The following is a 25,469-nucleotide window of genomic DNA, read 5'->3' as shown; positions in this document are numbered from 1 at the left end:
ATCGTTGGGGGCGACATGACTGCTGCAGCTGAACACACCGACCATGCCGCCGGCGCCGACTCCCGAGCGGCCGAACTCCTCACCGGGCTCAACCCCAGGCAACGCGAGGCCGTGATCCACACGGGATCCCCGTTGCTCATCGTCGCCGGGGCCGGATCGGGCAAGACGACCGTGCTCACCCGACGCATCGCCTATGCCCTGGCCACCGGTCGCGCCCACCCCGGCGAAGTCCTGGCGATCACGTTCACGAACAAGGCCGCGAAGGAGATGGCCGAACGCGTGTCCTCGATCGTCGGTCCCGCCTCCCGCGCCATGTGGGTCTCGACCTTCCACTCCTCGTGCGTGCGCATCCTCCGTCGCGAGGCGAAGGTGCTGGGCATGAAGTCGAACTTCACGATCTACGACGCCCAGGACGCTCAGCGACTCGTCGCCCAGATCCTCAAGGAGCTGGGGCTCGACACGAAGAAGTACGCCCCACGCGCCATCCTGCACCGGATCTCCAACCTCAAGAACGAGCTGCAGACCTCCGACGACTTCGTCCCGCGTCCCAACAACCCCGCCGATGAGGTGCTCGCCGACGTCTTCAAGCGCTACACCTCCCGTCTGCGGCTGGCCAATGCCTTCGACTTCGACGACCTCATCGCAGAGACCGTCCACCTCTTCGGCGCATTCCCCGAGGTGGCCGATTCCTACCGTCGCCGGTTCCGCCATATCCTCGTCGACGAGTACCAGGACACGAACCCGGCGCAGTACGCCCTGATCAAGGCCCTGGCCGGTGATGGCGCGGGTGGCCCAACGGGTGCCGAGCTCACCGTCGTCGGCGACGCCGATCAGTCCATCTATGCCTTCCGCGGCGCCACGGTGCGCAATATCGTCGAATTCGAGAAAGACTTCCCGAACGCGGACACCATTCTGCTGGAGCAGAACTACCGTTCGACGCAGAACATCCTCGACGCGGCCAATGCCGTGATCGCGAACAACGACGACCGCCGTGAGAAGAAGCTGTGGACCTCGGAGGGCTCCGGCGAGCAGATCGTCGGCTGGGTGGCAGAGAACGAACAGGGCGAAGCTCGGTTCATCGTCGACCGCATCGATGACCTCATCGACGAGGAGAAGTACACCTACGGTGATTTCGCGGTCTTCTACCGCACCAACGCGCAGTCACGAGCCATCGAAGACGCGCTGGTCCGCTCCGGAATCCCGTATAAGGTCGTCGGCGGCACCCGCTTCTACGAGCGCAAGGAGATCAAGGACGCCCTCGCCTACCTGCGCGTGGTCGCCAACCCCGATGACGACGTCAATCTGCGCCGCATCCTCAATGTGCCCAAACGCTCCATCGGCGACCGCACCGAGGGCATCATCGCCGACTTCGCCGACCGGGAGAGCATCAGCTTCTTCACCGCGTTGGGCCGCCTCGATGAGATCTCGCACCTGAGTTCGCGTGCCCTGACCTCGGTGCAGAAGTTCTACGACCTCATGCAGGATCTGCGCTCTACCGCCGAGTCCTCCCCGCTCTCCCGCGTCATCGAGGCGATCCTCGAACAGTCCGGATACCTCGAATCGCTGCAGAAGAGCACCGACCCGCAGGACGAATCGCGCGTCGACAACCTCGCCGAGCTCGTCGCCGTGGCAGAGGATTTCGTCGCCACCCGCGAGGCCTCCGCGGTCGCGGAGCCGGACACGCCGGACAGTACCGACACCGACACTGACACTGACACCGTCACCGAGGCGACCGCCGCCGCAGCTGCGACCGATGCGCAAACCGATTCCGCCGCCGAGGCAGCCGATCCCGACGTCGATGATGCCGGTTCCGCTGACGCCTCCACCGCACCGGGAGTCGGCCCCGCGGCCATCGACCAGTTCCTCGAACAGGTGGCTCTGGCCTCGGATACCGATCAGATTCCCGATGCCGAACTCGGTCAGGTCACACTGATGACTCTGCACACCGCCAAGGGACTGGAATTCCCCGTGGTCTTCCTCACCGGTCTCGAAGACGGCGGATTCCCGCATTCGCGTTCCTTCGAGAATCCGCAGGAGCTGTCGGAAGAGCGGCGTCTGGCCTATGTCGGGCTCACTCGTGCTCGGCAACGGCTGCTCGTCACTCGCGCCGAGACTCGCAGCATGTGGGGTCAGCCTCAGTACAATCCGCCGAGCCGATTCCTGTCCGAGATCCCGGAGAACCTCATCAGCTGGGAGAACACGGGCAGCTTCTCCGGCGGATTCTCGGGTGGGTTCGGTTCCGGAGGTTTCGGCTCCGGCGGCTATTCCTCCGGGTACTCGAGCGGCTCTCGCGGCTTCGGGTCATCCCGGTCGTCCGGCAGCGGATCCCGCTCCCGCTCGAGTGCGAGCTCCTCGACGCCGGTCGCCGGATTCCCCAACCGGATCCGTCCCAACCGTGAGGTCATCTCCGTCGAGGTCGGTGAGAAGGTCTCACACGAGTCATTCGGACTCGGCACCGTCACCGAGGTCAACGGCGCCGGCGACAAGACCGTAGCCGTCGTCGATTTCGGGTCGGCCGGATCGAAGCGGCTGCTGCTGCGCTACGCCCCGATCGAAAAGCTCGGCTGATTCCTCACCTGCGGTGGGTGCGCGGCTGGACCGTGGACCCACCTCACGGTGCCGCTCACCCGTCCCGGAACACAAGAAAGCGCCGAGGAGAACTCAGGTTCTCCTCGGCGCTCATCCATGCCGGACGCGGCTATGGATTGAAGATCATTCGTTGCCGAACTTGCCATCGGCACCTTCGCGACCCTGATTGATCTGGTCTTCGAATTTTCCACCGGTGGCGTTGTTGGCGGCGTCAGCAGCCTTGTCCAGGCCCTGGTCGCTGATCTCTTCACCCTTATCGCTATTCACGGCGTCCTTGGCTTTGTTTGTCAGATCGTCCAGTCCCATGCTGTCTCCTTTCATCGGAAAAGGTTCGAATCGAACCTCTTGACGACACTCACCTTGCCACTGTTCCCGGCGTGACGACACCTGCAGGTCGCATTTCTCAGCGAATGCACATCTGGAGTTTCCCTGAGGTCAACCTGTCAGCGGGTCAGGGGCACGAGGAACGCCAGTCCGACCAGCAGACCGGCGAACAGCAGACACGTCGTGATGTCGACGGTCTTCGATCGGTTCACCCAGACTTCCGTCCACGGCGGCGGCATCGCACGGAATCCGGCGAGACCGGCGGGGACGACCGCAAGGACGACAGCACCGAGGCGGAAGTCGATGACGGAGCACGCCGCGGCGGCGGCGACGCCCAGAAGACAGCCGAGCAGCACCCAATCACGCCTGGTGGGGTGCGCGTATCGGCGTTTCCAGTAGATCCATCGCTTCGCGATCGGGCCTCTCCCCCGCCGTGCATGGCGGGGGTGAGGGCGCTTCATCTCAGTGGAAGAAATGGCGGCTCCCGGTCAGGTACATCGTGATGCCTGCCGCCTCCGCGGCCGCGATGACCTCGTCGTCTCGGATCGATCCGCCCGGCTGCACCACTGCGGTGACCCCGGCGTCGATGAGGATCTGCAGACCGTCGGGGAACGGGAAGAAGGCGTCCGAGGAGGCGACCGCACCGGCGGCGCGTTCGGCTCCGGCACGTTCGACGGCGAGTTTGGCCGAGTCGACGCGGTTGACCTGGCCCATGCCCACGCCCACCGAGGCGCCGCCCTTGGCGAGCAGGATCGCGTTGGACTTCACAGCCCGTCCGGCCTTCCACGCGAAGTCGAGGTCGGCAAGGACTTCGGGGGAAGCTGCCGGACCGGCGGCCAGGGTCCAGTTCTCAGGCGAGTCCCCTTCGGCCTGGAACGCGTCGCGGTCCTGGACGAGGAACCCACCGCTGATCGGCTTGATCTCGGCGGCGGGCACATCGATGTCACCGAGTTCGAGCAGTCGCAGGTTCTTCTTCGTCGTGAAAATCTCAAGGGCCTCGGCGCTGAATGACGGAGCGGCCAGGCACTCGGTGAAGATCGGCTTGATCGAGGCGGCCAGCTCGGCATCGACCTCGCGGTTCGTGGCGATGACACCGCCGTAGGCCGACAGCGGATCGCATTCGTGGGCGGCCTTGTGCGCCGCGGCCGCGGTCTCACCGACGGCGATTCCGCAGGGGTTCGCATGCTTGATGATGGCCACGGCCGGCTGCTCGAAGTCGAAGGCTGCACGGATCGCGGCGTCGGTGTCCGTGTAGTTGTTGTACGACATCGCCTTGCCGTTCAGCAGCTTCGCACCGGCGATCCCCGCGGTTCCGTCGGAGTACACGGCGGCAGCCTGGTGTGGGTTCTCTCCGTAGCGCAGGTCGGTGATCTTCTCGCCGGTGAGTCCGGCGAAGGCGGCTTTCTCCTCGGTGGCGAGTTCTCCGGCGAGCCAGGAGGCGACCGCCGAGTCGTAGGCCGCGGTGTGGGCGAAGGCGCGGGCAGCGAAGGAGCGACGAGCGTCGATGTCGAAGCCGTCTCCGGCGGCTGCGTCGAGCACCGCGGAGTAGTCGGCCGGATCGGTCACGACGGTGACGGTGGGGTGGTTCTTCGCCGCTGCGCGCACCATCGAGGGTCCGCCGATGTCGATCTGTTCGATGCAGTCATCGAAGCCGGCTCCGCTGGCGACGGTGTCGGCGAACGGGTAGAGGTTGACGACGACGAGGTCGAAGGGTTCGATCTCGAGCTCGGACAGCTGCTCGAGGTGCTCGGGCTTGCGGGAGTCGGCGAGGATGCCCGCGTGGACGCGCGGATGGAGTGTCTTGACTCGGCCTTCGAGGCATTCGGGGAACCCGGTGAGCTCTTCGACCTTCGTCACCGCGGCTCCCGCCTCGGCGATCTTGGCTGCCGTGGATCCGGTCGACACGATCTGGACTCCGGCCGCGTGGAGGCCGCGAGCCAGCTCCTCCAGCCCGGTCTTGTCATAGACGCTGATCAGCGCTCTCTTGATCGCGCGGGTTCCTGTCACAGATCCTCCTTGAGGTTCGGTTGCCGGTCGGTTCTTCTCACGGCGGGGTCAGTGGGCGGACATCGCCGAGGCGACATATCCGCGGACATGTCGGCCGTCGACGACGAGGTCGGTGTGGGCCAGATGCGCGAGCAGGCGCACGAGCTCTTCGCGTTCACGGGCCTTGATGTTCTCGTGCACGGTCTCTTCGGTGTCGTCATCGCCGATGGGCACCGCGTACTGGGTGATGATCGGTCCGGTGTCGACTCCGGTGTCGACGAGGTGGATGGTTCCACCGGTCAGCTTCACCCCGTGGGCGAGCGCGTCGCGGACTCCGTGAGCGCCCGGGAACGACGGCAGCAGCGCCGGATGGGTGTTGATGATCCGGGAGGGAAAGGCGTCGACGAAGCTGGGGCCGAGGATGCGCATGAATCCGGCGGAGACCACCCAATCGGGGGCGAGCTCGGCCACCGTGTCCTTCAGCGTTGCGTTCCACTCCTCGCGGTCGGCGAAGTCCTTGGGGCGGACGACGAAGGTGGGAATCGAGTGCTGCTCGGCCCTGGCCAGGACCCCTGCGGTCGCCGAGTCGGCTCCGATGGCGACGATGTCGACTCCGCGGGTCCCGTCGGCGAAGGCGTCGATGACGGACTGCGTGAGGGTACCGGATCCTGAGGCCAGAAGAACGATGCGCACCCGCACAGTCTAACGTCTGCAGCACATGGACGATGCGCGGCTGTCATCGTGCGGACACAGCCTGCCGAGGCATTTGTCAGTCGACTGTGAGAAACTGATCGGGTGACGTCACCGCAGAATACTGAAGAGAAGAAGGCACCGACTCCCGAAGAGGAGGCACAGGCCGCACCGGCACGACATGGGCTCGTCCTGATACTGCTGATCCTCGCCTCGGTGCTGACGTTCACGTATCAGCTGCCGTTCAAGCTCGCCGCCATCGGCTTCGCCATCGCCGCGGTCGTGTGGTCGGTGAAGTACATCGTCGCCGTCGTCAAGACCAAGCAGCGCCGGAACATGTCCTTGGGCATCCTCGGCGGCCTGCTCAGCATCTATCTCATCTTCTCCACGATGTCCTCGGTCATCCTCTGGCCGGTGCAGTCGAAGTACGAGGAATGCCTGCGCGATGCGATCACGCAGCAGGCGCAGCTCTCATGCAGCACCGAATATCAGTCGGGACTCGGCGACTGGTTCAAGCAGGTCACCGGTCAGGAGCTCGACCTGCCCGGCACCAATTGATCCAGATGCTCCGATCCCCGATCGTTCGGCACTGATCCCTTCACCGAGGATGCCCTCGACTCACGTCTGAGACCCTCGCCGAGGCGGCCCGTCGTTCACAGTGCAATTGCGCCTGGGACGCAGATCCCGCACCGAGGCGGCCCGCCCGGCTATCGCGGTTCGTCGTCCGTGACGATGTCGTCGGCGATCGATTCCGGTTCGTCCTCAGCGAAGAAGGCCTCCTCTTCGTCGTCTTCGTCGTCATCGTCGAATTCCGAATCCGCATTGTGCAGACCGGAGAGTCTGATCAGCAGGAGGCCGCCGGCCATTCCCACGCTGATCCATCCTGTCACTGCCAGCGCCGATGTCAGTGCCGAGGGTCCGAATCCGGACAGACCCAGCGGGCCCATGGCACCGCTGGCGAAGAGCGCGAGCATCTCGAAGGTGACGAACAGAATCCCAATCGCGATGCCGAGTCCCGTCCACGATTGTGCCGCGACTTCGCGGGCTCGGTCTCGGCCGAGGATGACGCACAGCAGACCGAGCAGCGCGAGAAGTGCCGGTGCCGCTGCCGTCCACGCCGGATAGTCACCGTCCAACAGCTGCAGCACGTGCACATCGGGGACGGGCACAGCGGTCGACCGGAACGCCGAGCTCGTCTCTGCTTCGCCGATGCTCACTCCCGTCCCGGCGATCCAGGACAGGGCCGAGTAGAGAATGCTCGGTGCGAAGAGCACCTGCACGACGAGGAGGCCGATGCCGGCGGCGACCGGTGAACTGTAGACCTGCGCAGTGTCAACGACGTCGCCCCAGCGGATGACGACTCCGACGATGAGGACGATCGCGCTCAGAGCCGCGGCGGACCACAGCAGACGTCGAACGAGCCCGGTGGCGACGTTCCACGTCCAGTCGGAGAACATGGACAGTCCGGGAATGTCACCGATTCCCCGCACTCGAATGAACGCCCACACGACAGCCGTGACGAGGAAGAGGAAGAGACGTAGGAATCCGAGCGGAGTCACAGCGACCTGGCCGACCAGTATCGCCAGCACCAGCAGAGGACCAGCGTAGACCACGACGAAGGTGCCCAGAGCTGTTCCCATCAGCGCCCACCATCCGCCCGGATCGTCGTCGCTCTCGGTCGGGCTGTCCGCCGCCGTGCCGCCAACCACACGTCCGGCCCCCGTCGCCACCAGGAACCACAGGCCCAGAGCCACAAGGCTCGGCGCCAGTGAGAAGTCGAAGCCGAGGGTCGAGACGCTCAGTCCCGACACCGTCGACCACAGCGCGAATGCCCATTCGGGAATCACCGAGTACGGCAGCTGCGAACCGAGTCCGATGATCCAGAAGACGGTGGCGATGACGAACCCGGCGGGCACGACGATGAGGTCGATCTTCACGACTTCCATGAGGGCCGCGAAGATCGTCCGACGGTAGGGCTGAGGGTGTGGAGAAGTGTGCATCAGGTCCATTTTCGCTTAACTCGGGTCGGCTTCCCGGTATTGACCACGCGGTTCCCTGCTCCGGGAAGTACAATTGCGCCAGGACAGGCTTGTACACGCAAAGGATGACCCCACGATGAGCAACGGGAACGATCACCCCAATTTCCCGCCACCACCCAGCGAGCCTCCGGAGAACGGCGGACCGAAGCCTGAGTCGGAGACTCCGACGGATGAGGGCCCGACCGGTTCGAGCGCCGCCCCAGGCGACGAGACGCCCACCTCGCAGCCGCAGTCCGCTGACGGGCCGGATTCGACCAATGGTCCGTCCGACTCGGATGCGCAGGCTCCTGCCGAGGCCGACACCTCGGCATCCGGCGACGACTCCCCCGCAGCCGATGGCCCGGCTCAGTCCGATAGCGGTTCCTCGGTGCCCGATGATCAGGCGCCGCCCCTGGGCACCCCTGCCGGCGATGAGCCGTCGCGCCCCACTGTCGCTCCGGCGCCTTCTCAGCAGAACCAGCCGCCGCAGTATTCGGGCCCCGGTGCCCAGAACGATCAGTCCTTCGGCCCCGGCCAGAATGGCGGAGCGAACGCCCCGGGCGGCTCGCAGGCGGGCCCCTACCGAGGTGCCCCATCTCCGAACGGTCAGTCCCCGAATGGCCAGCCTCAGAACGGGCAGTACCAGAGCCCGCAACAGCCGAACGGCGGCTACCCCGGCGCACAGCCGCAGGGCGGACAGCCGGGAGGCCAGTATTCGAATGCCGCGTACCCGGGTGCTCAGAACCAGCCTCCGTACCCTGGTGCTCAGAACCAGCCGGGCCAGTACAACTCCGCGCAGAACCAGTCGGGGCAGTACCAGACGGGATCAGGACCGAACGCCCAGCAGACCGGTTCCGGTTCGTCGCAGGCGATTCCCCAGCCGGCTCCGGCTCCGGGCTTCGCCGGCGCACAGAACGGCGCTACGCGTGCCGAGAATCGTCCCGAGAAGAAGAAGGGCAAGCTGCCCCTCTTCATCACTCTCGGCGCGGTCGCACTCGTCATCGTCCTCGTTCTCGTCGGGTTCTTCGTCATCGGCAGTGTGAATAAGAACAAGTACGGACCCGACAAGGTCGCTGAGGACTACGTCGAAGCCCTCAACAAGGGCGACTTCGCAGCCGCGGAGAAGATCGCACCGTCCGCACGGCCGGAGGGCACGAACCTCGACCTGCTGCAGAAGGAATTCACCGATCCCTCCTCGGCGAAGATCGAGAAGGCCAAGGTCGAATCGTCGAAGGTCGACGGAGACAAGGGAACCGTCGTCGTGTCCTACGAGCTCGACGGCAGCCCCTACAACGTGGAGCTCTCCGCGACGAAGGACGGCAAGCAGGACCTGTTCTTCGACAAGTGGACGATGAAGGGCCCCGACCTCAACGTCATCTCCCTCGATATCCCCGCAGCCGACGGTCTCTCCGTCAACGGCAAGGACTATAAGGCGAAGTCGGGCACCACTTCGTTCGCCGTCTACCCCGGCAGCTACGACTTCACGATCCCGAAGAGCAAGTGGATCTCCGAGGCGTCCGATACGGCCAAAGTCAACTTCCCGAAGGCTTTCGCTCCCGGTGGACAGCCGAACAAGGGGCAGGCGTCTCCCACCACGCTCAACCTCGATCTGGCCCCGACCGGAGCCTTCGACAAGGAAGTTCAGAAACAGGTCGAGAAGGAGCTGAAGAAGTGCTTCGACAACAAGAGCATCGAGCCGAAGTGCGACTTCATCAAGTACGACCCGACCGAGATTCCCGTCGGCGGTTCGGACAAGAAACTCGATGATCTGGCGAAGAAGAACACGGCCGACTGGGACATGAAGGAGATGCCCAAGGTGAAGGCCAGCTTCGGTGCCGGAGACACGAGCACCGGCTCGTTCTTCACGGAGAAGCCCGGCAAGTTCGACTTCTCCGTCGACGGCAAGAGGGCCGGCTCCTCGTACTTCTCCAACGGCAACTCCCTGTCGGTGTCCGGAAGCGTGAAGATCGACGGAGACAAGCTCTCGGTCGAGTTCTTCGACTTCTGACCTCAGGACTCACCGACATCTCGGTGCCTCGCCTCCCCTGAGGTGAGGCACCATTGTCACCGAGGCGGCGCTGAAGACACAGCGGGCCTGTGACGACCGATTCCCGGTCGTCACAGGCCCGCTGTTCTCGTTCTGTCAGCCCACCGACCGCGTCGGCAGCTCGAGTCCGGCAGCGGCCTCGAACCAGGCGCCGGCGGCCATGACGAATTCGTCGGCGAACCGTCGCCCTGCGATCTGCACACCGATGGTCCGCCCGTCGTCCATGAAGCCAGCCAGCACCGTTGCCGTCGGCTGCTCGGACATGTTGAACGGCATCGTGAACCCGATATGGCCCATCGGTTCGTGAACCTGTGGGTAGGGCATGGGCTGTTCGGCCGGGAAGGCCGCTTCCGGAGCCGTCGGCGAGATGACCAGGTCGAACTCGGCAGTAGCGTTGATCGTCCGCCGCCGGATCTCCTGGACGCTGTGATAGCAGCCGATCAGGTCGACTCCGCTGGTATCGGCCCCGTCCTGAGCCCACTGCTGGATATAGGGCAGGATGAGTGCCTGCTCATCGACGGGCAGCGCTTTGAGGTCGGCCCACGACCGCACCCGCCAGAACAGGTCCATGTCGTGGAGCAGATCATCGTCGATGAACGGATCGAGCGTCATGACTTCGGCTCCGGCCGCGGAGAACCGGTCGGCCGCCTCGGTGACGGCCGAGCGCACCTGCGCATCTGCGGCGACTCCGCACCCGGCGTCGAGCTGCACGCCGATGCGCAGTCCCCGCGGATCGAAGGTCGCGGTCGTGTCGCTGCCCGGCAGAGCCTGCGCGTCATCGGCGGCGAAGCGCGGCAGCCGTGAATAGTCACGATCGTCCGGGGCGGAGATGACGTCCATGGCGGCTTTGACATCGGCCATCGTCCGCGCGAGCGGTCCCGCGCACCTGCCCAGGTAGGGCGCGTCGAGCGGCACGCGGCCGAAGCTGGGTTTGAGCCCGGCCAGTCCGAGCCAGGTGCAGGGCAGGCGAATGGATCCGCCGATGTCGGAGCCGATGTGGATGGGTCCGTAGCCGGCTGCCGCCGCGGCTCCGGCACCGGCGCTCGACCCTCCGGTCGTCAGGCTCGGGTCCAGGGGCGAGCGGGTGATGCCGTGCAGAGAGGACACTCCCGAGGAGAGCATTCCCCAGTCGGGCATCGTCGTCGACCCGAGGATGACGGCGCCGGCTTCCTCGAGGCGCTCGGTGATCGGGGCGTCGTGACCGGCCACCGGCGTCTCCACCCAGGCGTGACCGCTGGGCAGCGGGACTCCGCGGCGGGCGATGTTCTCCTTGATCGTCACGGGCACCCCGTCGAGGTCGCTCAGCGGGCGGCCCTCACGCCAGCGTGCGGCGCTGGCCGCCGCGGCGTCCCGGGAGCGTTCGTCGTCGCGGTGGAACAGGGCGTTGATGGTCGGTTCGCATTCGTCCATGCGGTCCACGACCGCGGAGTGCACCTCGATCGGGTCGAAGTCCCCGCCGGCGAATCCGGCCGCCAGTTCGGCCGCACTGCGGTCGGCAAGCGATGTGGTCATATGCTGCCCTTTCTCTCGGTGGTTCGTCGCTCCCCGCGCGCGGGCCGGGCTATCCGGCGGCGAGCGCCTCGGCGAGGCTCGGAGTGGCGGCGATGAGACGTCGCGTGTACTCCTCCTGCGGGTGCGCGTAGATGTCCTCCGTCGCACCCGATTCGATGATCTGCCCGGCTTTCATGACGATGACGTCGGAGCACAGGTGTTTGACGACGCCGAGATCGTGGGAGACGAAGAGGAGTGTCAGCGCGTACTCGTCGACGAGGTCGGTGAGCAGGTTGAGCACCTGCGCGCGAACCGAGACGTCGAGGGCTGAGACAGGTTCGTCGGCGACGAGGATCTGCGGCCTGGTCACCAGCGCCCGGGCGATCGAAATGCGCTGTCTCTGCCCGCCCGAGAACTGGTGCGGGTACCGGCGCAGGGAGTCCGCATCGAGGTCGACGGATGCGATCATCTCCTCGACCCGTGCGATGCGTTCGTCCTTGTCGACGCCGGCGGCGATGAGCGGTTCGGAGACGATATCGGCGATTCGCATCCGCGGGTCGAGCGAGGCGAACGGGTCCTGGAACACGATCTGCAGATTCTCACGCAGGCGGCGCAGCGCCTGTGAGCTTGCGGCTTCGACCCGGATGTCGCCGACGCGCACGTGGCCGGTGGTCGGTCGATCGAGGCCTGAGAGGATGTTGAGCAGCGTCGACTTCCCCGAGCCCGACTCCCCCACGATGCCCAGACGGGCTCCGCCTGCGACGGTGAAGTCGATTCCGCCCAGGGCTGTGACCTGCGAGCGTCTGCGGCCGAATAATCCCCGTCGGCGGAAGACCCGGGTGACGCCCGAGACCTCGATGAGCTGTGCCGATTCCCCCACCGAGGCGGCCCCGTCGTTCTCCCGCGTCGAGGCGGCCCCGTCATCGCCATCGTCCGTCGACTCTGCGACGGTCGTGCCGGTGTGCCCCGACCGGGTCGAGGTCGTCGACTCCTCACGGCACTCGGATTCCTCTGACTCCCCCGCCCCATCCGACGAATCCGCCTCGGCCGGCGACTCCGCGTCGACCTGCGGCCCCGAGTAGGCGAGCGCGGTCTTGAGCGTGAAGAGCCGGCCGCGGTCGTCGGTGGATTCGAGATCCGAGGAAGCCAGGAGTCCACGGGTGTATTCGTGCTTGGGAGCAGTGAAGATCTCGTCGACGCTGCCGGACTCGACGATGCGGCCGCGGTACATGACGATGACCCGGTCGCAGACCCCGGCGACGACGGCGAGGTCGTGAGTGATGAACAGCAGTCCCGCCTCCACCGCCGCGACCCTTTCGGCGATGAGGTCGAGCATATGCTTCTGCACGGTGACGTCGAGGGCAGTGGTGGGTTCGTCGCAGATGAGCAGCCTCGGCGAGTTGGCCAGGGCGATCGCAAGCATGACCCGCTGCCGCTGTCCGCCCGACATCTGGTGCGGGTAGGCGAACCGGGCACTGTCCGGGTCGGGCATGTGGACGTCGTGGAGCAGTTCGCGCACCCGCGTCGGGATCTGTGCTCGCGGCACCTTGCCGTGGATGCGCAGCACTTCGGCGATCTGGTCGCCGATGCGCATGAGCGGGTTGAGGGCGCTCATGGGTTCCTGGAACACCATCGACACGATGTCCGAACGCAACCCGGCCAGGGTCTTCTCGTTCGCTTCGAGGAGGTTCCCGGAATGCCCCTGCAGGCGCACCTGGCCCCGAGCGTGCAGCTCTTCGGGCAGCAGACCCATCACGGACTGCGCAGTCAGGGACTTTCCCGACCCGGATTCGCCGATGAGCCCGACCCGCTCCCCCGGCGCCAGACTGAGGCTGACATCGTGGAGCACCGGTGTCTCCGCTCCGGCAGGGGTGATAGTGAGGTCACGGACCTCGAGCAGATTCTCAGGCACCTCGGGCCTCCATCTTCGGGTCGAACCGGTCACGCAGCCCATCGCCCAAGAGGTTGAATCCGAGCACGGCGAGTGCAATGAACACTCCCGGCCACAGCGCGAGTTCGGGGTGGGTGGACAGGTACTGCTGGGACTCCTGCAGCATCCGGCCCCACGAGGGTGTCGGGGCCTGGGTGCCGAGTCCGAGGAAGGACAGCCCCGCCTCGGCGAGGACGGAGATCGCGAACGCCACGGACGCCTGGACGATGACCATTCCGGCGATGTTCGGCAGGACATGGACGAAGGCGATGGCCGGGACCCGACGGTTCGAGGCTCGTGCGGCCCGCACGTATTCGGAGCCGAGCACCTGCAGCGTCCCGGACCGCGCGACTCGGGCGAACCCGGGGATCGCGGCGATGCCGACGGCGACCATCGCCGGTCCCGTCCCCGGTGAGTAGACGGCGGCGAAGATGATCGCCAGCAGAAGGGCGGGGAAGGCCAGGAGGATGTCGTTGGCGCGCATGATCACCGCGTCGATCCACATCCCCCACGGCTGCTTCGCGAAGAGTGCGGAGATGATGCCGATCGGGGTGCCGATGAGCAGGGCGATGCCGACGGCGACGACCCCGACGAGCAGGGTGATCCGGGCTCCGACCATCACCCAGGTCAGCGTGTCCCGACCGAAGGTGTCGGTGCCGAACGGGTGGGCGAGGCTGCCGTTCTGCAGTCTGGCGGCGGGGTCGATCGCGTTCGGATCGTGCGGGGTCCACGCGAAGGAGATGAGGGCGAGCCCGACGATGAGCACGACGAGCGCCGCACCGATGAGCATCGATGCGTTCACTCGCCGTCCGCCCTTGCGGGACCGGGTCGGTCCGACCTTCGCCGAGGCGGTCGTGCCGGTCGCGTCGTCATCGACGGGATCGATGTGGTCGCGGGGATTCTGGGCATCGGTCGGGTTCATGCGGCGTTCCTGATGCGGGGGTCGACGATGGGCACGAGGATGTCGACGATGAGGTTGATGATGAGGACGAGCAGGACGAGGACCATGACGATGCCCTGGACCGCCACGAGGTCGCGGTTGGCCACGGCGCGGACGAGTTCGGACCCGATTCCCGGCAGCACGAAGATCTGTTCGATGATCACGGCCCCGACCAGCAGAGTGGCGAGTTGGACTCCGGCGACGGTGATGACGGGGATCGCGGCATTGCGCAGTCCGTGCACGAACAGTGCCTTCGTCCTGGTCAGTCCCTTGGCACGGGCGGTGCGGATATAGTCCTCGCGCATCACGTCGAGGACCGCCGAACGAACGTAGCGGGTGAGGATCGCCGCCTGGACGAGCGCCAGCGACACGACCGGCAGGACGAGGCGGAGCAGGAAGCCGCCGAGGCCCTCGATCGGGGCCATCCAGCCTTGGGACGGGAACCATCCGAGGGTCAGCGAGAAGATGATGACGAGGATGATCGCGGCCAGGAAGTTCGGGATCGCGATGCCGACCTGGCTGATCGCCGAGATCGTCACGCCGATCCAGTTGCGCTGTTCGAGGGCGGCGAAGGTGCCCAGGGGGACAGCGATGAGGATGGACAGGGCGATGGCGGCGATGACGAGGATCGCGGTGACCTGGACGCTGTCGACGATGACGGGTGTGATCTCGGCGCCGGTGACGTAGGAGGTGCCGAAGTCTCCGGTGAGCATTCCGCCCATCCAGTCGAAGTACCGGATGATCGGCGGTCGATCAAGCCCGTACTGTGCTTCGAGCGCCGCCACCGCTTCCGGGGTGGCGTTCGTTCCCAGCGCCACCTGAGCCGCATTTCCCGGCAGCAGGCTCATCAGGGCGAAGACCACCACCGAGGCGACGAGGAGGGACAGTGCGAACTGGATCGCACGGTTGATTGCGTAGGTGAGCATCGACGTTCGCGGTCAGGCCCAGCTGAGGTCGGCGATCTTGAACGCGTCGGAGACGCGGTTGGCGGGGATCCCCTCGACGTCGGCCTTGGCGATGACGAGGTTCGGGAACAAGAACAGGAAGTCCGAGGCGGCATCCTCGGTGATCGTCCGTGCGATCTCCTTCATCCCGGAGATGTATTCCTCTTCGGTGCCGGTGTCGGCTTTCTCCGCGATCTTCTTGATCTTCGAGTCGTCGTAGCCGATGTAGTAGTCCTTCGAGAACACAGTGAGGATGTCGCGCGGTTCGGCGTGGTTGATCACCGACATGTCGTAGTCGTGTTCGGTGAACGTCTTGTCCAACCACACGGCGGGGAACTCCTGAGTCGAGATCTTCGCTTTCAGTCCGACCTCTTCGAGCTGAGCGGAGACGATCTCGGAGATCGCTTTCGCGTACGGCAGGTTCGGCACGGTGAAGGCGAACTCCTCGCCCTTGATCCCGGCTTCGTCGACGAGCTTCTTGGCTTTCTCGGGATCGTACTTCCATTCGCCGGTGAGGTCTTCGTAGTACGGGTCGGTCGGGGGCACCATCGAGCCGATGAGTTCGCCGTAGCCGGCCCACGCGGTGTCGAGGACGGCCTTGCGATCGATCGCATGCATCACGGCTTCACGGGCCTTCTTGTCCTTGAAGATGCCTTCGGCGTTGTTCATCGACAGCACGACTTCGCCGTTCGTGGTGCCGGAGACGATCTGGTAGTCATCGCTTTGGAACTCTCCGGCCAGTTCGGGTGCCTGGAGGTTGGAGACGAGGTCGATCTCTCCGGATTTCAGGGCGTTCGAGGCCGAGACCGCATCCTTGAAGTATTTGAACTGGACCGAGTTCAGGGAGGGCTTCTCACCCCAGTAGTCGTCGCGGGCGGCGAAGTCGATGGACTGTCCGCGGGTGAACTTCTCGATCTGGAAGGGACCGGTGCCGATGGCTTCGTTCGCCAGGTCTGTGGTGCCCTCGGTGTCGAAGACGGCACCGACGAGGCTGGTGAGGTTGAACAGCCAGGTGTTCGACGGTTTCTTCAGCTCGATCGTGACGGTGGAGTCGTCCGGGGTTTCGATGGACTCGACGATGTCCATCTTCGACTTCAGCGCGTTCTTCCAGTCCTTCTGCACTCGTTCGTAGGAGTACTTGACGTCTTCGCTGGTGAAGTCCGCACCGTTGGAGAACTTCACACCGTCCTGGAGTTCGAAGGTGTAGGTCTTGCGGTCGTCGGACAGTTTCCAGTCCTTGGCCAGTGCGGGCTGGATCTCGCCTTCTCCGTCCAGCCGGACGAGCGATTCGTAGACGTTCTCCATCAGCGCTTCGGGAATGGCGACTCCCGAGGTGGAGGTGAAGTCGAGGTTGACCGGTTCGGCGGTGAAGGCGATGGTCATCGAGTCCTTCTTCTGTGCATCGCCTCCGGAGTCGGAGGCTCCGGCCGAACAGCCTGTGATGAGCAGGCTCGTGGCGGCAGCGGCCGCCACCCACGTCATGATGCCCCGGAGTCTTCATTGTTCTCCTCGATTTCGCCGACCACGAAGAAGGGTCGTTCGCCAACATTCAAGCATCGTCAGTGTATCCGAAGTTCTCAGCTGGTGAGGCGGCTGCGTTCAGATGCTGGGCGGCCTAGGCAGGTGGCTCAGAGGTTCGGTTCGTCGGCGAGGATCGCGGCCAGTGCGTCGAAGGCGAACCGGCGGTGGGAGCGTGAGTTCTTCTCCTCGGCGCTCATCTCGGCGGCACTGAGGTCTGAACCCTCGGGAACGAAGATCGGATCGTAGCCGAAGCCGTTCTCCCCCTTGGGTTCGGTGGCCAGACGTCCGGGCATCACGCCCTCGGCGGTGAACTCGCGTCCGTCGGCGGTCACAGCAGCAGCGGCGCAGCGGAACTGTGCTCCGCGGTGTTCGGCTGCGATGTCGCCCAGCTGAGCGAGCAGCAGTTGGAGGTTCGCTCGGTCGTCGCCGTGGCGGCCGGCCCAGCGGGCGGAGAAGATGCCCGGTGCACCGCCGAGGACGTCGACGCTGATTCCGGAGTCGTCGGCGATGGAGGTGTGTCCCGTCGCGGAGGCCGCGGCACGCGCCTTGATGAGCGCGTTCTCGGCGAACGTGACTCCGGTTTCGGCGACATCGGCCAGTCCCGCCTCGGCGGCGGAGAGCACCTGGGTGTCGTCACCGAGGACGGGGCCGAGGATGGTCAGCAGCTCGCGTTTCTTGCCCTCATTGTGAGTGGCGAGGACGAAGGTCGTCATGCGGCGAGCACGTCGGACTGGATGCGGGTGAGCTCGGTGCAGCCATGAGCGGCGAGGTCGAGCAGTTTGCCGAGTTCTTCGCGGTCGAACGGAGCTCCCTCGGCGGTCCCCTGGACTTCGATGAACTTTCCGGAACCGGTCATGACGACGTTCATATCGGTTTCGGCGCGCGAGTCCTCGACGTACGGCAGGTCGAGGAGGGGCTCTCCGTCGATGATGCCGACGCTGATGGCCGACACCGAGTCGATGATCGGCTGGTGGGCGGCGGGGATGAGCCCGGTCGACCGTCCCTTGTCGATGGCCTTCGCCAGTGCCACGTAGGCGCCGGTGATCGACGCGGTGCGGGTGCCGCCGTCGGCTTGGAGGACGTCGCAGTCGAGGACGAGGGTGTTCTCTCCGAGCTTGTCCATGTCGATGACCGCACGCAGGCTGCGCCCGATGAGGCGGGAGATCTCGTGGGTGCGTCCGCCCTGTTTGCCCTTGACTGACTCACGCGTGCTGCGGGAGTCGGTGGCCCGCGGGAGCATGGCGTATTCGGCGGTGACCCATCCGCGTCCCTGGCCCTTGAGCCAGCGCGGCACTCCTTCGGTCAGCGAGGCCGCGCAGAGCACGCGGGTGTTGCCGAATTCCACGAGCGCGGACCCTTCGGCGGTGTTGATCCAGTCCGGAGTGATCCGGACTTCACGGAGTTCGTCTGCTGCACGGCCGTCTGCTCGCACTGTCTGCCTCTTTCGTCTCGGTGGTGGTGTCTGCTGGTCGTCGCCGACTCACACGGTCCAGGTGGCTCCGGGCTTCGCCAGCTCGATGGGTCCACGGTACTCCCCGGCCGCTTCACCGCGAACGATGGAGCAGTCGGTCCAGATCGGGATGTGGGTGAGCACGAGCGCTGCCGCCTCGGCGTTCTGCGCTACTCGCCCGGCGCGTTTGCCGGTGAGGTGGATGCCGCGCGCGGTGTCGCGGTCTTCCTGGAAAGCGGCTTCGCAGAGGAAGAGGTCGGCACCCTTCGCCGCCTCGACGAGGTTGTCGCATTCGTCGCTGTCGCCGGAATACGTGATGACCTTGCCGGCCGCGTCGGTGATCCGCAGTGCATAGGCCTCGACAGGGTGGTCGACGAGGAAGGATTCGATGGTCAGCGATCCGATCTGATGCCGACTGCCGTGGTCGATGTCGGTGAATTCGAAGGCGTGGTCGAAGTCCGAGTCGTCTCCCCCGTTGGCGACCGGGGACTTGCCGGGATCCGTGTAGTAGGCCCGGAACAGCCGTTCCTTCGCACCGGCCGGAGCGAGCACCGGGGTGCGGGTGCGGATCGTGCCGGTGTCGGAGATGTCGCCGTTGAAGAACTTCGGGTCGAAGCAGAGTTTGACGTACAGACCGGTCATGTCCATGCAGTGGTCCGGGTGGAGGTGGCTGAGCACGATCCCGGAGAGGCGATCGGTGTCGATCGTCTCCTGCAGGGGGCTGAGCGCACCGGATCCGAGGTCGAGGATGATGCGAGTGGGTGTGTCCTCATCGGTTTCGATGAGGTAGCAGCTGGCGAGAGCGCCCCGTCCCGGGAAGGAGCCGGCGGTGCCGATAGCGGTGAGTTTCATAGCTCGTCATCCCCTTGCGTCTGGTCGAGCAAGGTCGTCGTCAGTCGGTCCTGAATCCAGGTCAGGAAGTCGTACAGGGTCAGGGTGAGGTCTTCCGATTCGGAGAGGTCCTCGCGGTGGGCGTACTTCTCCTCCTGCGCCTCCTGCGCCTCCTCGGTATCGATCCCGAGGCGGACGGCGAGGACGAGTCGCAGATCGTTGAGCCCTTTCATCCAGGCGAGCACTTCGTCCCGGGTCAGGGAGATGTCGTTGCCCTTGCTCAGTCCCAGCAGCACGATGCGCACATTGTGTGCCTTGGCCTGCTTGAGATCGAATTCGGTGAGGCGGCGGAATTCCGCTGAACGCTCTGCATCGGTGGGATCGACGTCGGGCAGCAGACGCAGCAGTGCCGGGTCCTCGGGGCGGGGCCGGTCGACGAGGCCGAGTCGGGCTTCCCAGTTCTCCGAGTCCGGGCGGTCGTCATCGTCGTCACTGTCTTCGGCCAGCAGAGCCGCGAGATCGGTGAACACGGTGAGCATGAGCGAGCGTTCGTTGTCCTGCAGTGTGAGGACGACATCGTCCCCTCGTGCGTCGATAGCGGCCATGTGTCAGTCGGATCCTGAATCGGGTTGGCACGCAGCCCACAGGCCGTATTCGTGCATCGCTTGGGTGTCTCGTTCCATGGCCTCGCGACCTCCGGTGGCGACCACGGAGCGTCCGTTCTCATGGACTTCGAGCATGAGTGAGTGGGCCTTCTCCTCGGAGTATCCGAAGTAGGTCTGGAACACGAAGCTGACATAGCTCATGAGGTTGACCGGGTCATTGAAGACCACGGTCCTCCAGGGCTTGGCCAGGCTCTCGGACGGCCGGACGTCGACCTCCGGCTCCAGGACTGGTGTCGTTGGATTGCTCACGTTTCCAGCTTACGGCAGAACACTGACGCTGTCGTGACGTAAGATCGCGCCTATGAGTGATCTCACACGGACCGATTCGACGGCGTTCTTCACGGATCAGTACGAATTGACGATGGTGCAGGCGGCCTTGGAATCCGGCGCCGCTCACCGCAAGAGCCTCTTCGAAGTCTTCGGCCGCAGTCTTCCCGCAGGTCGCCGCTACGGTGTCGTCGCCGGCACCGGTCGGATCCTCGAGATGATCCGCGACTTCCGCTTCGACGACGCCGAGCTCTCGTTCCTCAGCAGGGAGAACATCGTCGATTCGCGCACCATCGACTGGTTGGCGAACTATCGGTTCTCCGGCAATATCCGCGGCTATGCGGAAGGGGAGATCTACTTCCCGGGATCACCGCTGCTCACGATCGAATCGACGTTCGCCGAGGGCGTCATCCTCGAGACCCTCATCCTCTCGGCCATGAACTATGACTGCGCAGTCGCCTCGGCGGCGTCTCGGATGGCTCAGGCGGCCGGCGACCGGCCCTGCGCGGAGATGGGCGGACGACGCACCAACGAGCATGCGGCCGTGGCCGCGGCTCGGGCGGCTGTCATCGGCGGTTTCGCATCGACATCGAACCTGGCGGCCGGTCTGCAGTACGGTCTGCGCACGATCGGCACCTCCGCCCATTCGTTCACTCTCCTCCACGATTCCGAGCGCGAGGCTTTCGCCGCCCAGCTGAAGTCGCTGGGCACCGATACGACTCTGCTCTTGGACACCTACGACGTCGAGGAGGCACTGACCACGGCGATCGAACTGGCCGGTCCGAAACTCGGCGGTGTGCGCATCGATTCGGGTGACCTCATCGAACAGGCCAGTGAGGTGCGCGAGAGCTTGGACCGCCTCGGCGCACGCGATACGACGATCACCGTCACGAGCGATCTCGACGAGTATGCGATCGCCGCACTGGCGGCGTCTCCCGTCGACTCCTATGGTGTCGGCACCCGTGTGGTCACCGGTTCGGGTGCCCCGGCCGCCGGGCTGGTGTACAAGCTCGTGGCTCGCGCCGATGAGTCCGGCGAGTGGACCTCGGTGGCCAAGCATTCCTCCGGCAAACCGTCACGCGGCGGACACAAAGAGGCGCTGCGTCTCATCGACGGTCCGATCGCGGTGGAGGAAGCCGTCGGCATTCCGTCTCTGCCCGATGACCTCGGTGAGGGGCGCCGGCTGAGCGTCGATCTCGTTCTCGACGTGAGGTCGATGAGACGTTCATCGGTGCTGCGGGTGTGAAGAAGGCCTGTGCCCGACATGACGAATCGTTGGCGGAGCTGCCGCGTTCGGCCAGGCGTCTGCAGGACGGCGAGCCGGCTATTCCCACCGTGTTCTATTCCGCCTGATACGCACCCGGCGACCTGGCCCATTGGGCGGTCTCCAGGGTCCGGATCGAGCTCGCTTATAACTGACCGCGCCCCATCCCGCACCCGCCCCATCGCCCACCCGTCCGATCGCGAACGAAGCCGCCGAGGCTGACGCACTGTCTGCCTCGGCGGCTTCGCTGATCACACAGCCGGTGAGTCTCTCCTGCCGGCGCCCGGGTCTCACTTCTTGCCGATGAACCAGCCCTGCAGCTTCTTGATCCGGGCCTGGATCTGCTCACGGGTAGCTTGGGCGACGGCCGGTCCCCCGCACGCCTTGCGCAGTTCGACGTGGACGTTCTGGTGCGGTGTGCCCGGTACGTCTCGACCAGGCGCCGACGAGGCTCTGGAGCTGATTGCGCTCTTCCTTCATCGCGCGGTGCTCGAGCTCGCTCGTCTCGACTTCGGGTGCCGGCGGCGCCGCCGCGGTCTTGCGCTTGGCCTGCCGCGCCTGCTGAGTGCTCAGCAGCTCACGCACCTGATCGGGTTCGAGCAGGCCGGGGATGCCGATGAAGTCGAGTTCATCCTCGGAGCCGATGGCTCCGCCGGTGCCGAATTCACCGCCGTCGTAGAGGACGCGGTCGAACAGGGCTTCGGCGCCGAGCGCTTCGAAGGAACCGAGCTGGTCCGACGAGGCACCCTCGTTTCGATTCGCCTGCTCCATGGCCTCATCGTCGAAGACGACGACATCGTTCTCGTCCTCGTTCTTCGGTCGGTCGAGGGCATGGTCGCGTTCGGCTTCCATCGAGTTCGCCAGGGCCAGCAGCACCGGCACCGAGGGCAGGAACACCGAGGCGGTCTCGCCGCGTTTGCGGGCACGCACAAAGCGTCCGATCGCCTGCGCGAAGAACAGGGGCGTCGACGAGGAGGTCGCGTAGACGCCGACACACAGTCGGGGAACGTCGACGCCTTCGGAAACCATCCGCACGGCGACCATCCACCGGTCGGTGGAGTTCTGGAACTGTTCGATCCGCTCCGAGGCGCCGGCCTCGTCGGAGAGCACGACGGTCGGCTTCTCTCCGGTGATCTCGTGCAGGCGTTTGGCGTAGGCGCGGGCCGCCTCCTGGTCGGTGGCGATGACGAGGCCGCCGGCATCGTGGACGGTGCGTCGGACTTCGGTCAGTCGTCTATCGGCGGCCTTGAGCACCGCCGGGATCCAGTCGCCCTTCGGGTCGAGTGCGGTGCGCCAGGCCTGCGAGTTGATGTCCTTCGTCGTCTCTTCGCCGAGGACGTGCGACATTTCGTCGCCGGCCTTGGTCCGCCAGGTCATGGCGCCGGCGTAGGCGAGGAAGAGGACGGGGCGGACGACGGAGTCCTTGAGCGCACGGCCGTAGCCGTAGGAATAGTCCGCCACCGAGGTGCGGATGCCGTTCTCGTCGGGAGCGTAGGTGACGAACGGGATCGGTGACGTGTCCGAGCGGAAGGGGGTTCCGGTCAGGGACAGGCGGCGGACCGCGGGGCCGAAGGCCTCCCGCACGGCGTCGCCCCACGACAGGGCGTCGCCTCCGTGGTGGACCTCGTCGAGGATGACCAGGGTACGACCTGCGGCGGTCCGGTTATGGTGGAGAACGGGTTTGGCCGCCACCTGAGCATAGGTCAGAGCCACTCCGTGGTATCCAGGTGCGTGTTTGCCCTGGGAGTTCTTGAAGTGCGGGTCGAGTTTGATGCCCACACGTGCCGCCGAATCGGCCCACTGCACCTTGAGGTGTTCGGTGGGAGCGACGACGGTGACTCTGTTGACGACCCGCTGGGCCAGCAGTTCGGCCGCCAGGCGCAGAGCGAAGGTGGTCTTACCTGCCCCGGGAGTTGCGACAGCGAGGAAGTCCTTGGGCTGCTTCTGGAAGTAGAGTTCGAGAGCCTCTGCCTGCCAGGCACGCAGCTTTCCCGCCGTTCCCCACGCTGCGCGCTCGGGGAATGCCGGTGGAAGCTGTTCTGCCGCGGAGGTCCCTGGTGCTGTTGGGAGACGATCCGCGGACATCTACTCCTGCGGTCCTTCGGACATCGTCTCGTAGATCTCTTTGCACTTGGGGCAGATCGGGAACCGCTCGGGGTCGCGCGTGGGGACCCACACCTTTCCGCACAAGGCGATCAGCGGAGTCCCGGTCACCATGGACTCCATGATCTTGTCCTTGGGCGCGTAGTGGCTGAAGCGCTCGTGGTCGCCGGGCTCGACTAGCTGCTCGGACTGCTCGCGCTCGATCGTTGCTGAACCGCCTGAAGCTGGAATGGTCATGGCCCCATTGTAGTTCCCTAGAATGGGAGTCATGGACCAGCCCTACGACGATTCCCTCACAGAACGCTACCGCGAGCTCAGCGATAACATCGCCGCGGCCGTCGCCGTAGTCTCCGCTACCCGGGGCAATACGCTGCATGCGATCACCGTCGATTCGTTTCTCGACGTGTCGTACGATCCCCCGACGATGGCGGTCAGCGTGTATTCAGGCTCACGGATGATGGAGACCCTGGAGACGAGCTCTCATTTTGCAATCTCGCTGCTCAACTCCGATCAGCGCGACATCTCCGAACGACTCGGCGCTTCGGGTCAACCTTTGTACGGATCACTCAAGGGCATCGACACGTTTCCGGCCCCGCAGGCAGGACAACCGGTGCTCACTGAGGCCATCGCCTGGTTCGAGCTCGAACTCACCGAGATCCTCGAAGTCGCGACTCACAACATCGTGGTCGGTGAGGTGGTGTCCATGGGCGCCGGCGCCGATGCGGGAACGAGCCGTCCCCTGCTGCGCTGGCGCAAGGGCTACGGGACCATCGGCAAGCGCTGACCGAGCCGACGGGCTCAAACAAGTCCTTCCAGTGAGGCCCAGGCTGGCCGTCAAAGATGGGGCCACCCGGTTCGCCAGCGCCCTACGGGTACGGCTGAGGCCCTGCTCCGGACCGTTGTGCTTCTCTTGGAAGCTCAATCGTTCGGAGCAGGGCCTCTGCCGCGTGGTCCTGGTTGTCAGCCTTGGGCTGCTACGCAGGGTCCGGCCGGTCTGCCGACCGTGGATGGATCAGTCGATCACACGACTCCCTGGGCGAGCATCGCCTCGGAGACACGAATGAAGCCGGCGATGTTGGCGCCGGCGACGTAGTCACCGGGTGAACCGAATTCGTCGGCAGCGGCGGCGCAGCTGTCGTGGACATCGCCCATGATCTCGGCCAGGCGAGCCTCGGTGAAGTCGAAGTCCCACGAGTCGCGACTGGCGTTCTGCTGCATTTCGAGCGCACTGGTGGCAACGCCGCCGGCGTTTGCGGCCTTGCCGGGAGCAAAGAGCACGCCGGCTTCGGAGAAGATCTTCACAGCTTCCGGGGTGCAGGGCATGTTCGCACCTTCGGCGAGGGCGATGACGCCGTTCTTGACGAGAGTCGCAGCGGATTCTCCGTCGAGTTCGTTCTGAGTCGCACACGGAAGTGCGACGTCGACCTCGACGTCCCAGACGTTGCCGCCCTCGTGGTAGGTCGCGCGCCCGCCGCGCTGTTCGGCGTATTCGGAGATGCGTCCGCGCTCTTCGAACTTGATGCGCTTCACGAGTTCGGTGTCGATGCCGTCCGGGTCATGGATGAAGCCGGCCGAGTCGGACATTGTGATGACGGTACCGCCGAAGGCCGTAACCTTCTCTGCGGCGAACACGGCGACATTTCCGGACCCGGAGATCGAGACGGTGCGTCCGTCGATGTTCTTCTTCGCGGCGGCGAGCATGTCTTTGAGGAAGTAGACGACGCCGAAGCCGGTGGCCTCGGTGCGGACCATGGAACCGCCGTAGGACAGTCCCTTTCCGGTCAGCACACCAGCTTCATAGGAGTTCGTCATTCGTTTGTACTGGCCGAAGAGGTAGCCGATCTCGCGACCGCCGACGCCGATATCACCGGCAGGCACATCGCGGTACTCGCCGATGTGACGGGACAGTTCCGTCATGAAGGACTGGCAGAAGCGCATGACCTCGCGGTCGCTGCGGCCCTTCGGGTCGAAGTCCGCTCCGCCCTTGCCGCCGCCGATGGGCAGGCCGGTGATGGCGTTCTTGAAGATCTGCTCGAAGCCGAGGAACTTGACGATGCCGAGATTCACCGAAGGATGGAAGCGCAGGCCTCCCTTATACGGGCCGAGAGCAGAGTTGAACTGCACGCGGAAGGCGCGGTTGATCTGCACCTCTCCGGAGTCATCGATCCAGGGAACCCGGAAGATGATCTGGCGTTCGGGCTCGCACAGCCGTTCGAGCGCTGAGAGTTCCAGGTATTCGGGGTGCTTGTCCACGACGGGGCCCAGGGAATAGAGAACTTCCTGTACCGCTTGGTGAAACTCCGACTCTCCAGGGTTGCGTTGGAGCACAGTGTCGAAGATTGGCTGCAGTGATGGATGTAGACTCATGGGCACAAACATACCGTGACCCGTATAACAACAATCCGAGCG

General features: G+C 65.3%; 21 protein-coding genes and 2 pseudogenes. 5 read left to right on the top strand and 18 right to left on the bottom strand.

Annotated features, from left to right (window positions below; all coding sequences use genetic code 11):
- The first annotated feature begins 15 nt into the window (after nucleotides 1–15).
- Nucleotides 16–2,568, top strand: coding sequence for a UvrD-helicase domain-containing protein (locus GUY30_RS05570; RefSeq protein WP_167194792.1), 2,553 nt, complete (start codon nucleotides 16–18; stop codon nucleotides 2,566–2,568).
- Nucleotides 2,569–2,712: 144 nt separating this feature from the next.
- On the opposite strand, the gene GUY30_RS05565 is transcribed toward GUY30_RS05570, so the two are convergent.
- The 4 genes from GUY30_RS05565 to purN form a co-directional block, all read right to left on the bottom strand.
- Nucleotides 2,713–2,895 carry an Rv0909 family putative TA system antitoxin gene (locus GUY30_RS05565; RefSeq protein WP_167194789.1) on the bottom strand — a complete coding sequence of 61 codons (183 nt, stop codon included), beginning with the start codon at nucleotides 2,893–2,895 and terminating at the stop codon, nucleotides 2,713–2,715.
- Between the two features lie 137 nt (nucleotides 2,896–3,032).
- Nucleotides 3,033–3,374, bottom strand: a complete 342-nt coding sequence (locus GUY30_RS05560) for a hypothetical protein (RefSeq protein WP_062241521.1) — start codon at nucleotides 3,372–3,374, stop codon at nucleotides 3,033–3,035.
- A 1-nt stretch (nucleotide 3,375) separates the two neighbouring features.
- Nucleotides 3,376–4,920 (bottom strand): bifunctional phosphoribosylaminoimidazolecarboxamide formyltransferase/IMP cyclohydrolase, encoded by a 1,545-nt coding sequence (gene purH, locus GUY30_RS05555; RefSeq protein WP_167194786.1) that lies wholly within the window; start codon nucleotides 4,918–4,920, stop codon nucleotides 3,376–3,378.
- 48 nt (nucleotides 4,921–4,968) lie between these two features.
- Entirely contained in the window at nucleotides 4,969–5,592 is a 624-nt protein-coding gene (gene purN, locus GUY30_RS05550; RefSeq protein ID WP_167194783.1) for a phosphoribosylglycinamide formyltransferase, read from the bottom strand.
- Between the two features lie 102 nt (nucleotides 5,593–5,694).
- Here purN and GUY30_RS05545 point away from each other — a divergent pair, with 102 nt between their 5' ends.
- Entirely contained in the window at nucleotides 5,695–6,147 is a 453-nt protein-coding gene (locus tag GUY30_RS05545) for a hypothetical protein (protein WP_062241515.1), read from the top strand.
- A gap of 149 nt (nucleotides 6,148–6,296) precedes the next feature.
- Here GUY30_RS05545 and GUY30_RS05540 read toward each other — a convergent pair whose 3' ends face one another.
- The gene (locus tag GUY30_RS05540; RefSeq protein WP_208091489.1) at nucleotides 6,297–7,589 is read right to left on the bottom strand and encodes a cell division protein PerM; all 1,293 of its coding nucleotides are present in this window, start codon (nucleotides 7,587–7,589) and stop codon (nucleotides 6,297–6,299) included.
- Between the two features lie 115 nt (nucleotides 7,590–7,704).
- Between GUY30_RS05540 and GUY30_RS05535 the strand changes: the two genes are divergently transcribed.
- A complete protein-coding gene (locus GUY30_RS05535) occupies nucleotides 7,705–9,615 on the top strand; it encodes a zinc ribbon domain-containing protein (RefSeq protein ID WP_167194780.1) in 1,911 nt (636 codons plus the stop codon).
- A 135-nt stretch (nucleotides 9,616–9,750) separates the two neighbouring features.
- Here GUY30_RS05535 and GUY30_RS05530 read toward each other — a convergent pair whose 3' ends face one another.
- The 10 genes from GUY30_RS05530 to clpS all read right to left on the bottom strand — a co-directional run bounded on the left by GUY30_RS05530 (nucleotide 9,751) and on the right by clpS (nucleotide 19,675).
- Entirely contained in the window at nucleotides 9,751–11,166 is a 1,416-nt protein-coding gene (locus GUY30_RS05530; protein ID WP_167194776.1) for an amidase, read from the bottom strand.
- Between the two features lie 49 nt (nucleotides 11,167–11,215).
- On the bottom strand, nucleotides 11,216–13,057 hold the full coding sequence (locus tag GUY30_RS05525) for a dipeptide ABC transporter ATP-binding protein (protein ID WP_167194773.1): 1,842 nt from the start codon (nucleotides 13,055–13,057) through the stop codon (nucleotides 11,216–11,218).
- The gene (locus GUY30_RS05520; protein ID WP_167194770.1) at nucleotides 13,050–13,997 is read right to left on the bottom strand and encodes an ABC transporter permease; all 948 of its coding nucleotides are present in this window, start codon (nucleotides 13,995–13,997) and stop codon (nucleotides 13,050–13,052) included. The genes GUY30_RS05525 and GUY30_RS05520 overlap by 8 nt, the downstream gene beginning before the upstream one ends.
- Entirely contained in the window at nucleotides 13,994–14,941 is a 948-nt protein-coding gene (locus GUY30_RS05515) for an ABC transporter permease (RefSeq protein ID WP_167194767.1), read from the bottom strand. Before GUY30_RS05515 ends, GUY30_RS05520 begins: the two co-directional genes overlap by 4 nt.
- Nucleotides 14,942–14,953: 12 nt before the next feature.
- Entirely contained in the window at nucleotides 14,954–16,441 is a 1,488-nt protein-coding gene (locus GUY30_RS05510; protein ID WP_167194764.1) for an ABC transporter substrate-binding protein, read from the bottom strand.
- Nucleotides 16,442–16,587: 146 nt separating this feature from the next.
- Entirely contained in the window at nucleotides 16,588–17,193 is a 606-nt protein-coding gene (gene rdgB, locus GUY30_RS05505; RefSeq protein WP_167194761.1) for an RdgB/HAM1 family non-canonical purine NTP pyrophosphatase, read from the bottom strand.
- Nucleotides 17,190–17,912, bottom strand: a complete 723-nt coding sequence (gene rph, locus GUY30_RS05500; protein ID WP_167194758.1) for a ribonuclease PH — start codon at nucleotides 17,910–17,912, stop codon at nucleotides 17,190–17,192. Before rph ends, rdgB begins: the two co-directional genes overlap by 4 nt.
- A gap of 48 nt (nucleotides 17,913–17,960) precedes the next feature.
- Nucleotides 17,961–18,782: an MBL fold metallo-hydrolase gene (locus GUY30_RS05495; protein WP_167194755.1), complete on the bottom strand. Its 822-nt coding sequence runs from the start codon at nucleotides 18,780–18,782 to the stop codon at nucleotides 17,961–17,963.
- Entirely contained in the window at nucleotides 18,779–19,366 is a 588-nt protein-coding gene (locus GUY30_RS05490; RefSeq protein ID WP_167194752.1) for a DUF2017 family protein, read from the bottom strand. Before GUY30_RS05490 ends, GUY30_RS05495 begins: the two co-directional genes overlap by 4 nt.
- 3 nt (nucleotides 19,367–19,369) lie before the next feature.
- The gene (gene clpS / locus GUY30_RS05485; protein ID WP_135810635.1) at nucleotides 19,370–19,675 is read right to left on the bottom strand and encodes an ATP-dependent Clp protease adapter ClpS; all 306 of its coding nucleotides are present in this window, start codon (nucleotides 19,673–19,675) and stop codon (nucleotides 19,370–19,372) included.
- A gap of 52 nt (nucleotides 19,676–19,727) precedes the next feature.
- On the opposite strand from clpS, the pseudogene GUY30_RS05480 reads away from it, so the two are divergent.
- Nucleotides 19,728–21,046 (top strand): annotated as a pseudogene (locus tag GUY30_RS05480) (nicotinate phosphoribosyltransferase).
- Nucleotides 21,047–21,247: 201 nt separating this feature from the next.
- On the opposite strand, the pseudogene GUY30_RS05475 reads toward GUY30_RS05480, so the two are convergent.
- Nucleotides 21,248–23,042 (bottom strand): annotated as a pseudogene (locus tag GUY30_RS05475) (DEAD/DEAH box helicase).
- Nucleotides 23,043–23,297: a DUF3039 domain-containing protein gene (locus GUY30_RS05470; protein ID WP_035320920.1), complete on the bottom strand. Its 255-nt coding sequence runs from the start codon at nucleotides 23,295–23,297 to the stop codon at nucleotides 23,043–23,045. It lies immediately after the preceding pseudogene.
- A 31-nt stretch (nucleotides 23,298–23,328) separates the two neighbouring features.
- Here GUY30_RS05470 and GUY30_RS05465 point away from each other — a divergent pair, with 31 nt between their 5' ends.
- Nucleotides 23,329–23,844 carry a flavin reductase family protein gene (locus GUY30_RS05465; RefSeq protein WP_167194749.1) on the top strand — a complete coding sequence of 172 codons (516 nt, stop codon included), beginning with the start codon at nucleotides 23,329–23,331 and terminating at the stop codon, nucleotides 23,842–23,844.
- A 236-nt stretch (nucleotides 23,845–24,080) separates the two neighbouring features.
- Here GUY30_RS05465 and gdhA read toward each other — a convergent pair whose 3' ends face one another.
- A complete protein-coding gene (gene gdhA, locus GUY30_RS05460; RefSeq protein WP_167194746.1) occupies nucleotides 24,081–25,427 on the bottom strand; it encodes an NADP-specific glutamate dehydrogenase in 1,347 nt (448 codons plus the stop codon).
- Nucleotides 25,428–25,469: the final 42 nt, after the last annotated feature.

It is taken from the genome of Brevibacterium pigmentatum, from assembly GCF_011617465.1.
Classification (GTDB): domain Bacteria; phylum Actinomycetota; class Actinomycetes; order Actinomycetales; family Brevibacteriaceae; genus Brevibacterium; species Brevibacterium pigmentatum.
This window is presented reverse-complemented; position numbering and strand designations above follow the sequence as displayed.

What these genes read in the sequence shown, in the direction of transcription:
- GUY30_RS05540 (WP_208091489.1), bottom strand. Translation starts at nt 7,589, where the DNA reads ATGCACACTTCTCCACACCCTCAGCCCTACCGTCGGACGATCTTCGCG.
- GUY30_RS05465 (WP_167194749.1), top strand. Translation starts at nt 23,329, where the DNA reads ATGGACCAGCCCTACGACGATTCCCTCACAGAACGCTACCGCGAGCTC.
- GUY30_RS05560 (WP_062241521.1), bottom strand. Translation starts at nt 3,374, where the DNA reads ATGAAGCGCCCTCACCCCCGCCATGCACGGCGGGGGAGAGGCCCGATC.
- GUY30_RS05570 (WP_167194792.1), top strand. Translation starts at nt 16, where the DNA reads ATGACTGCTGCAGCTGAACACACCGACCATGCCGCCGGCGCCGACTCC.
- rdgB (WP_167194761.1), bottom strand. Translation starts at nt 17,193, where the DNA reads ATGACGACCTTCGTCCTCGCCACTCACAATGAGGGCAAGAAACGCGAG.
- GUY30_RS05515 (WP_167194767.1), bottom strand. Translation starts at nt 14,941, where the DNA reads ATGCTCACCTACGCAATCAACCGTGCGATCCAGTTCGCACTGTCCCTC.
- gdhA (WP_167194746.1), bottom strand. Translation starts at nt 25,427, where the DNA reads ATGAGTCTACATCCATCACTGCAGCCAATCTTCGACACTGTGCTCCAA.
- GUY30_RS05490 (WP_167194752.1), bottom strand. Translation starts at nt 19,366, where the DNA reads ATGGCCGCTATCGACGCACGAGGGGACGATGTCGTCCTCACACTGCAG.
- GUY30_RS05510 (WP_167194764.1), bottom strand. Translation starts at nt 16,441, where the DNA reads ATGACGTGGGTGGCGGCCGCTGCCGCCACGAGCCTGCTCATCACAGGC.
- GUY30_RS05565 (WP_167194789.1), bottom strand. Translation starts at nt 2,895, where the DNA reads ATGGGACTGGACGATCTGACAAACAAAGCCAAGGACGCCGTGAATAGC.
- GUY30_RS05530 (WP_167194776.1), bottom strand. Translation starts at nt 11,166, where the DNA reads ATGACCACATCGCTTGCCGACCGCAGTGCGGCCGAACTGGCGGCCGGA.
- GUY30_RS05495 (WP_167194755.1), bottom strand. Translation starts at nt 18,782, where the DNA reads ATGAAACTCACCGCTATCGGCACCGCCGGCTCCTTCCCGGGACGGGGC.
- GUY30_RS05520 (WP_167194770.1), bottom strand. Translation starts at nt 13,997, where the DNA reads ATGAACCCGACCGATGCCCAGAATCCCCGCGACCACATCGATCCCGTC.
- GUY30_RS05535 (WP_167194780.1), top strand. Translation starts at nt 7,705, where the DNA reads ATGAGCAACGGGAACGATCACCCCAATTTCCCGCCACCACCCAGCGAG.
- GUY30_RS05470 (WP_035320920.1), bottom strand. Translation starts at nt 23,297, where the DNA reads ATGACCATTCCAGCTTCAGGCGGTTCAGCAACGATCGAGCGCGAGCAG.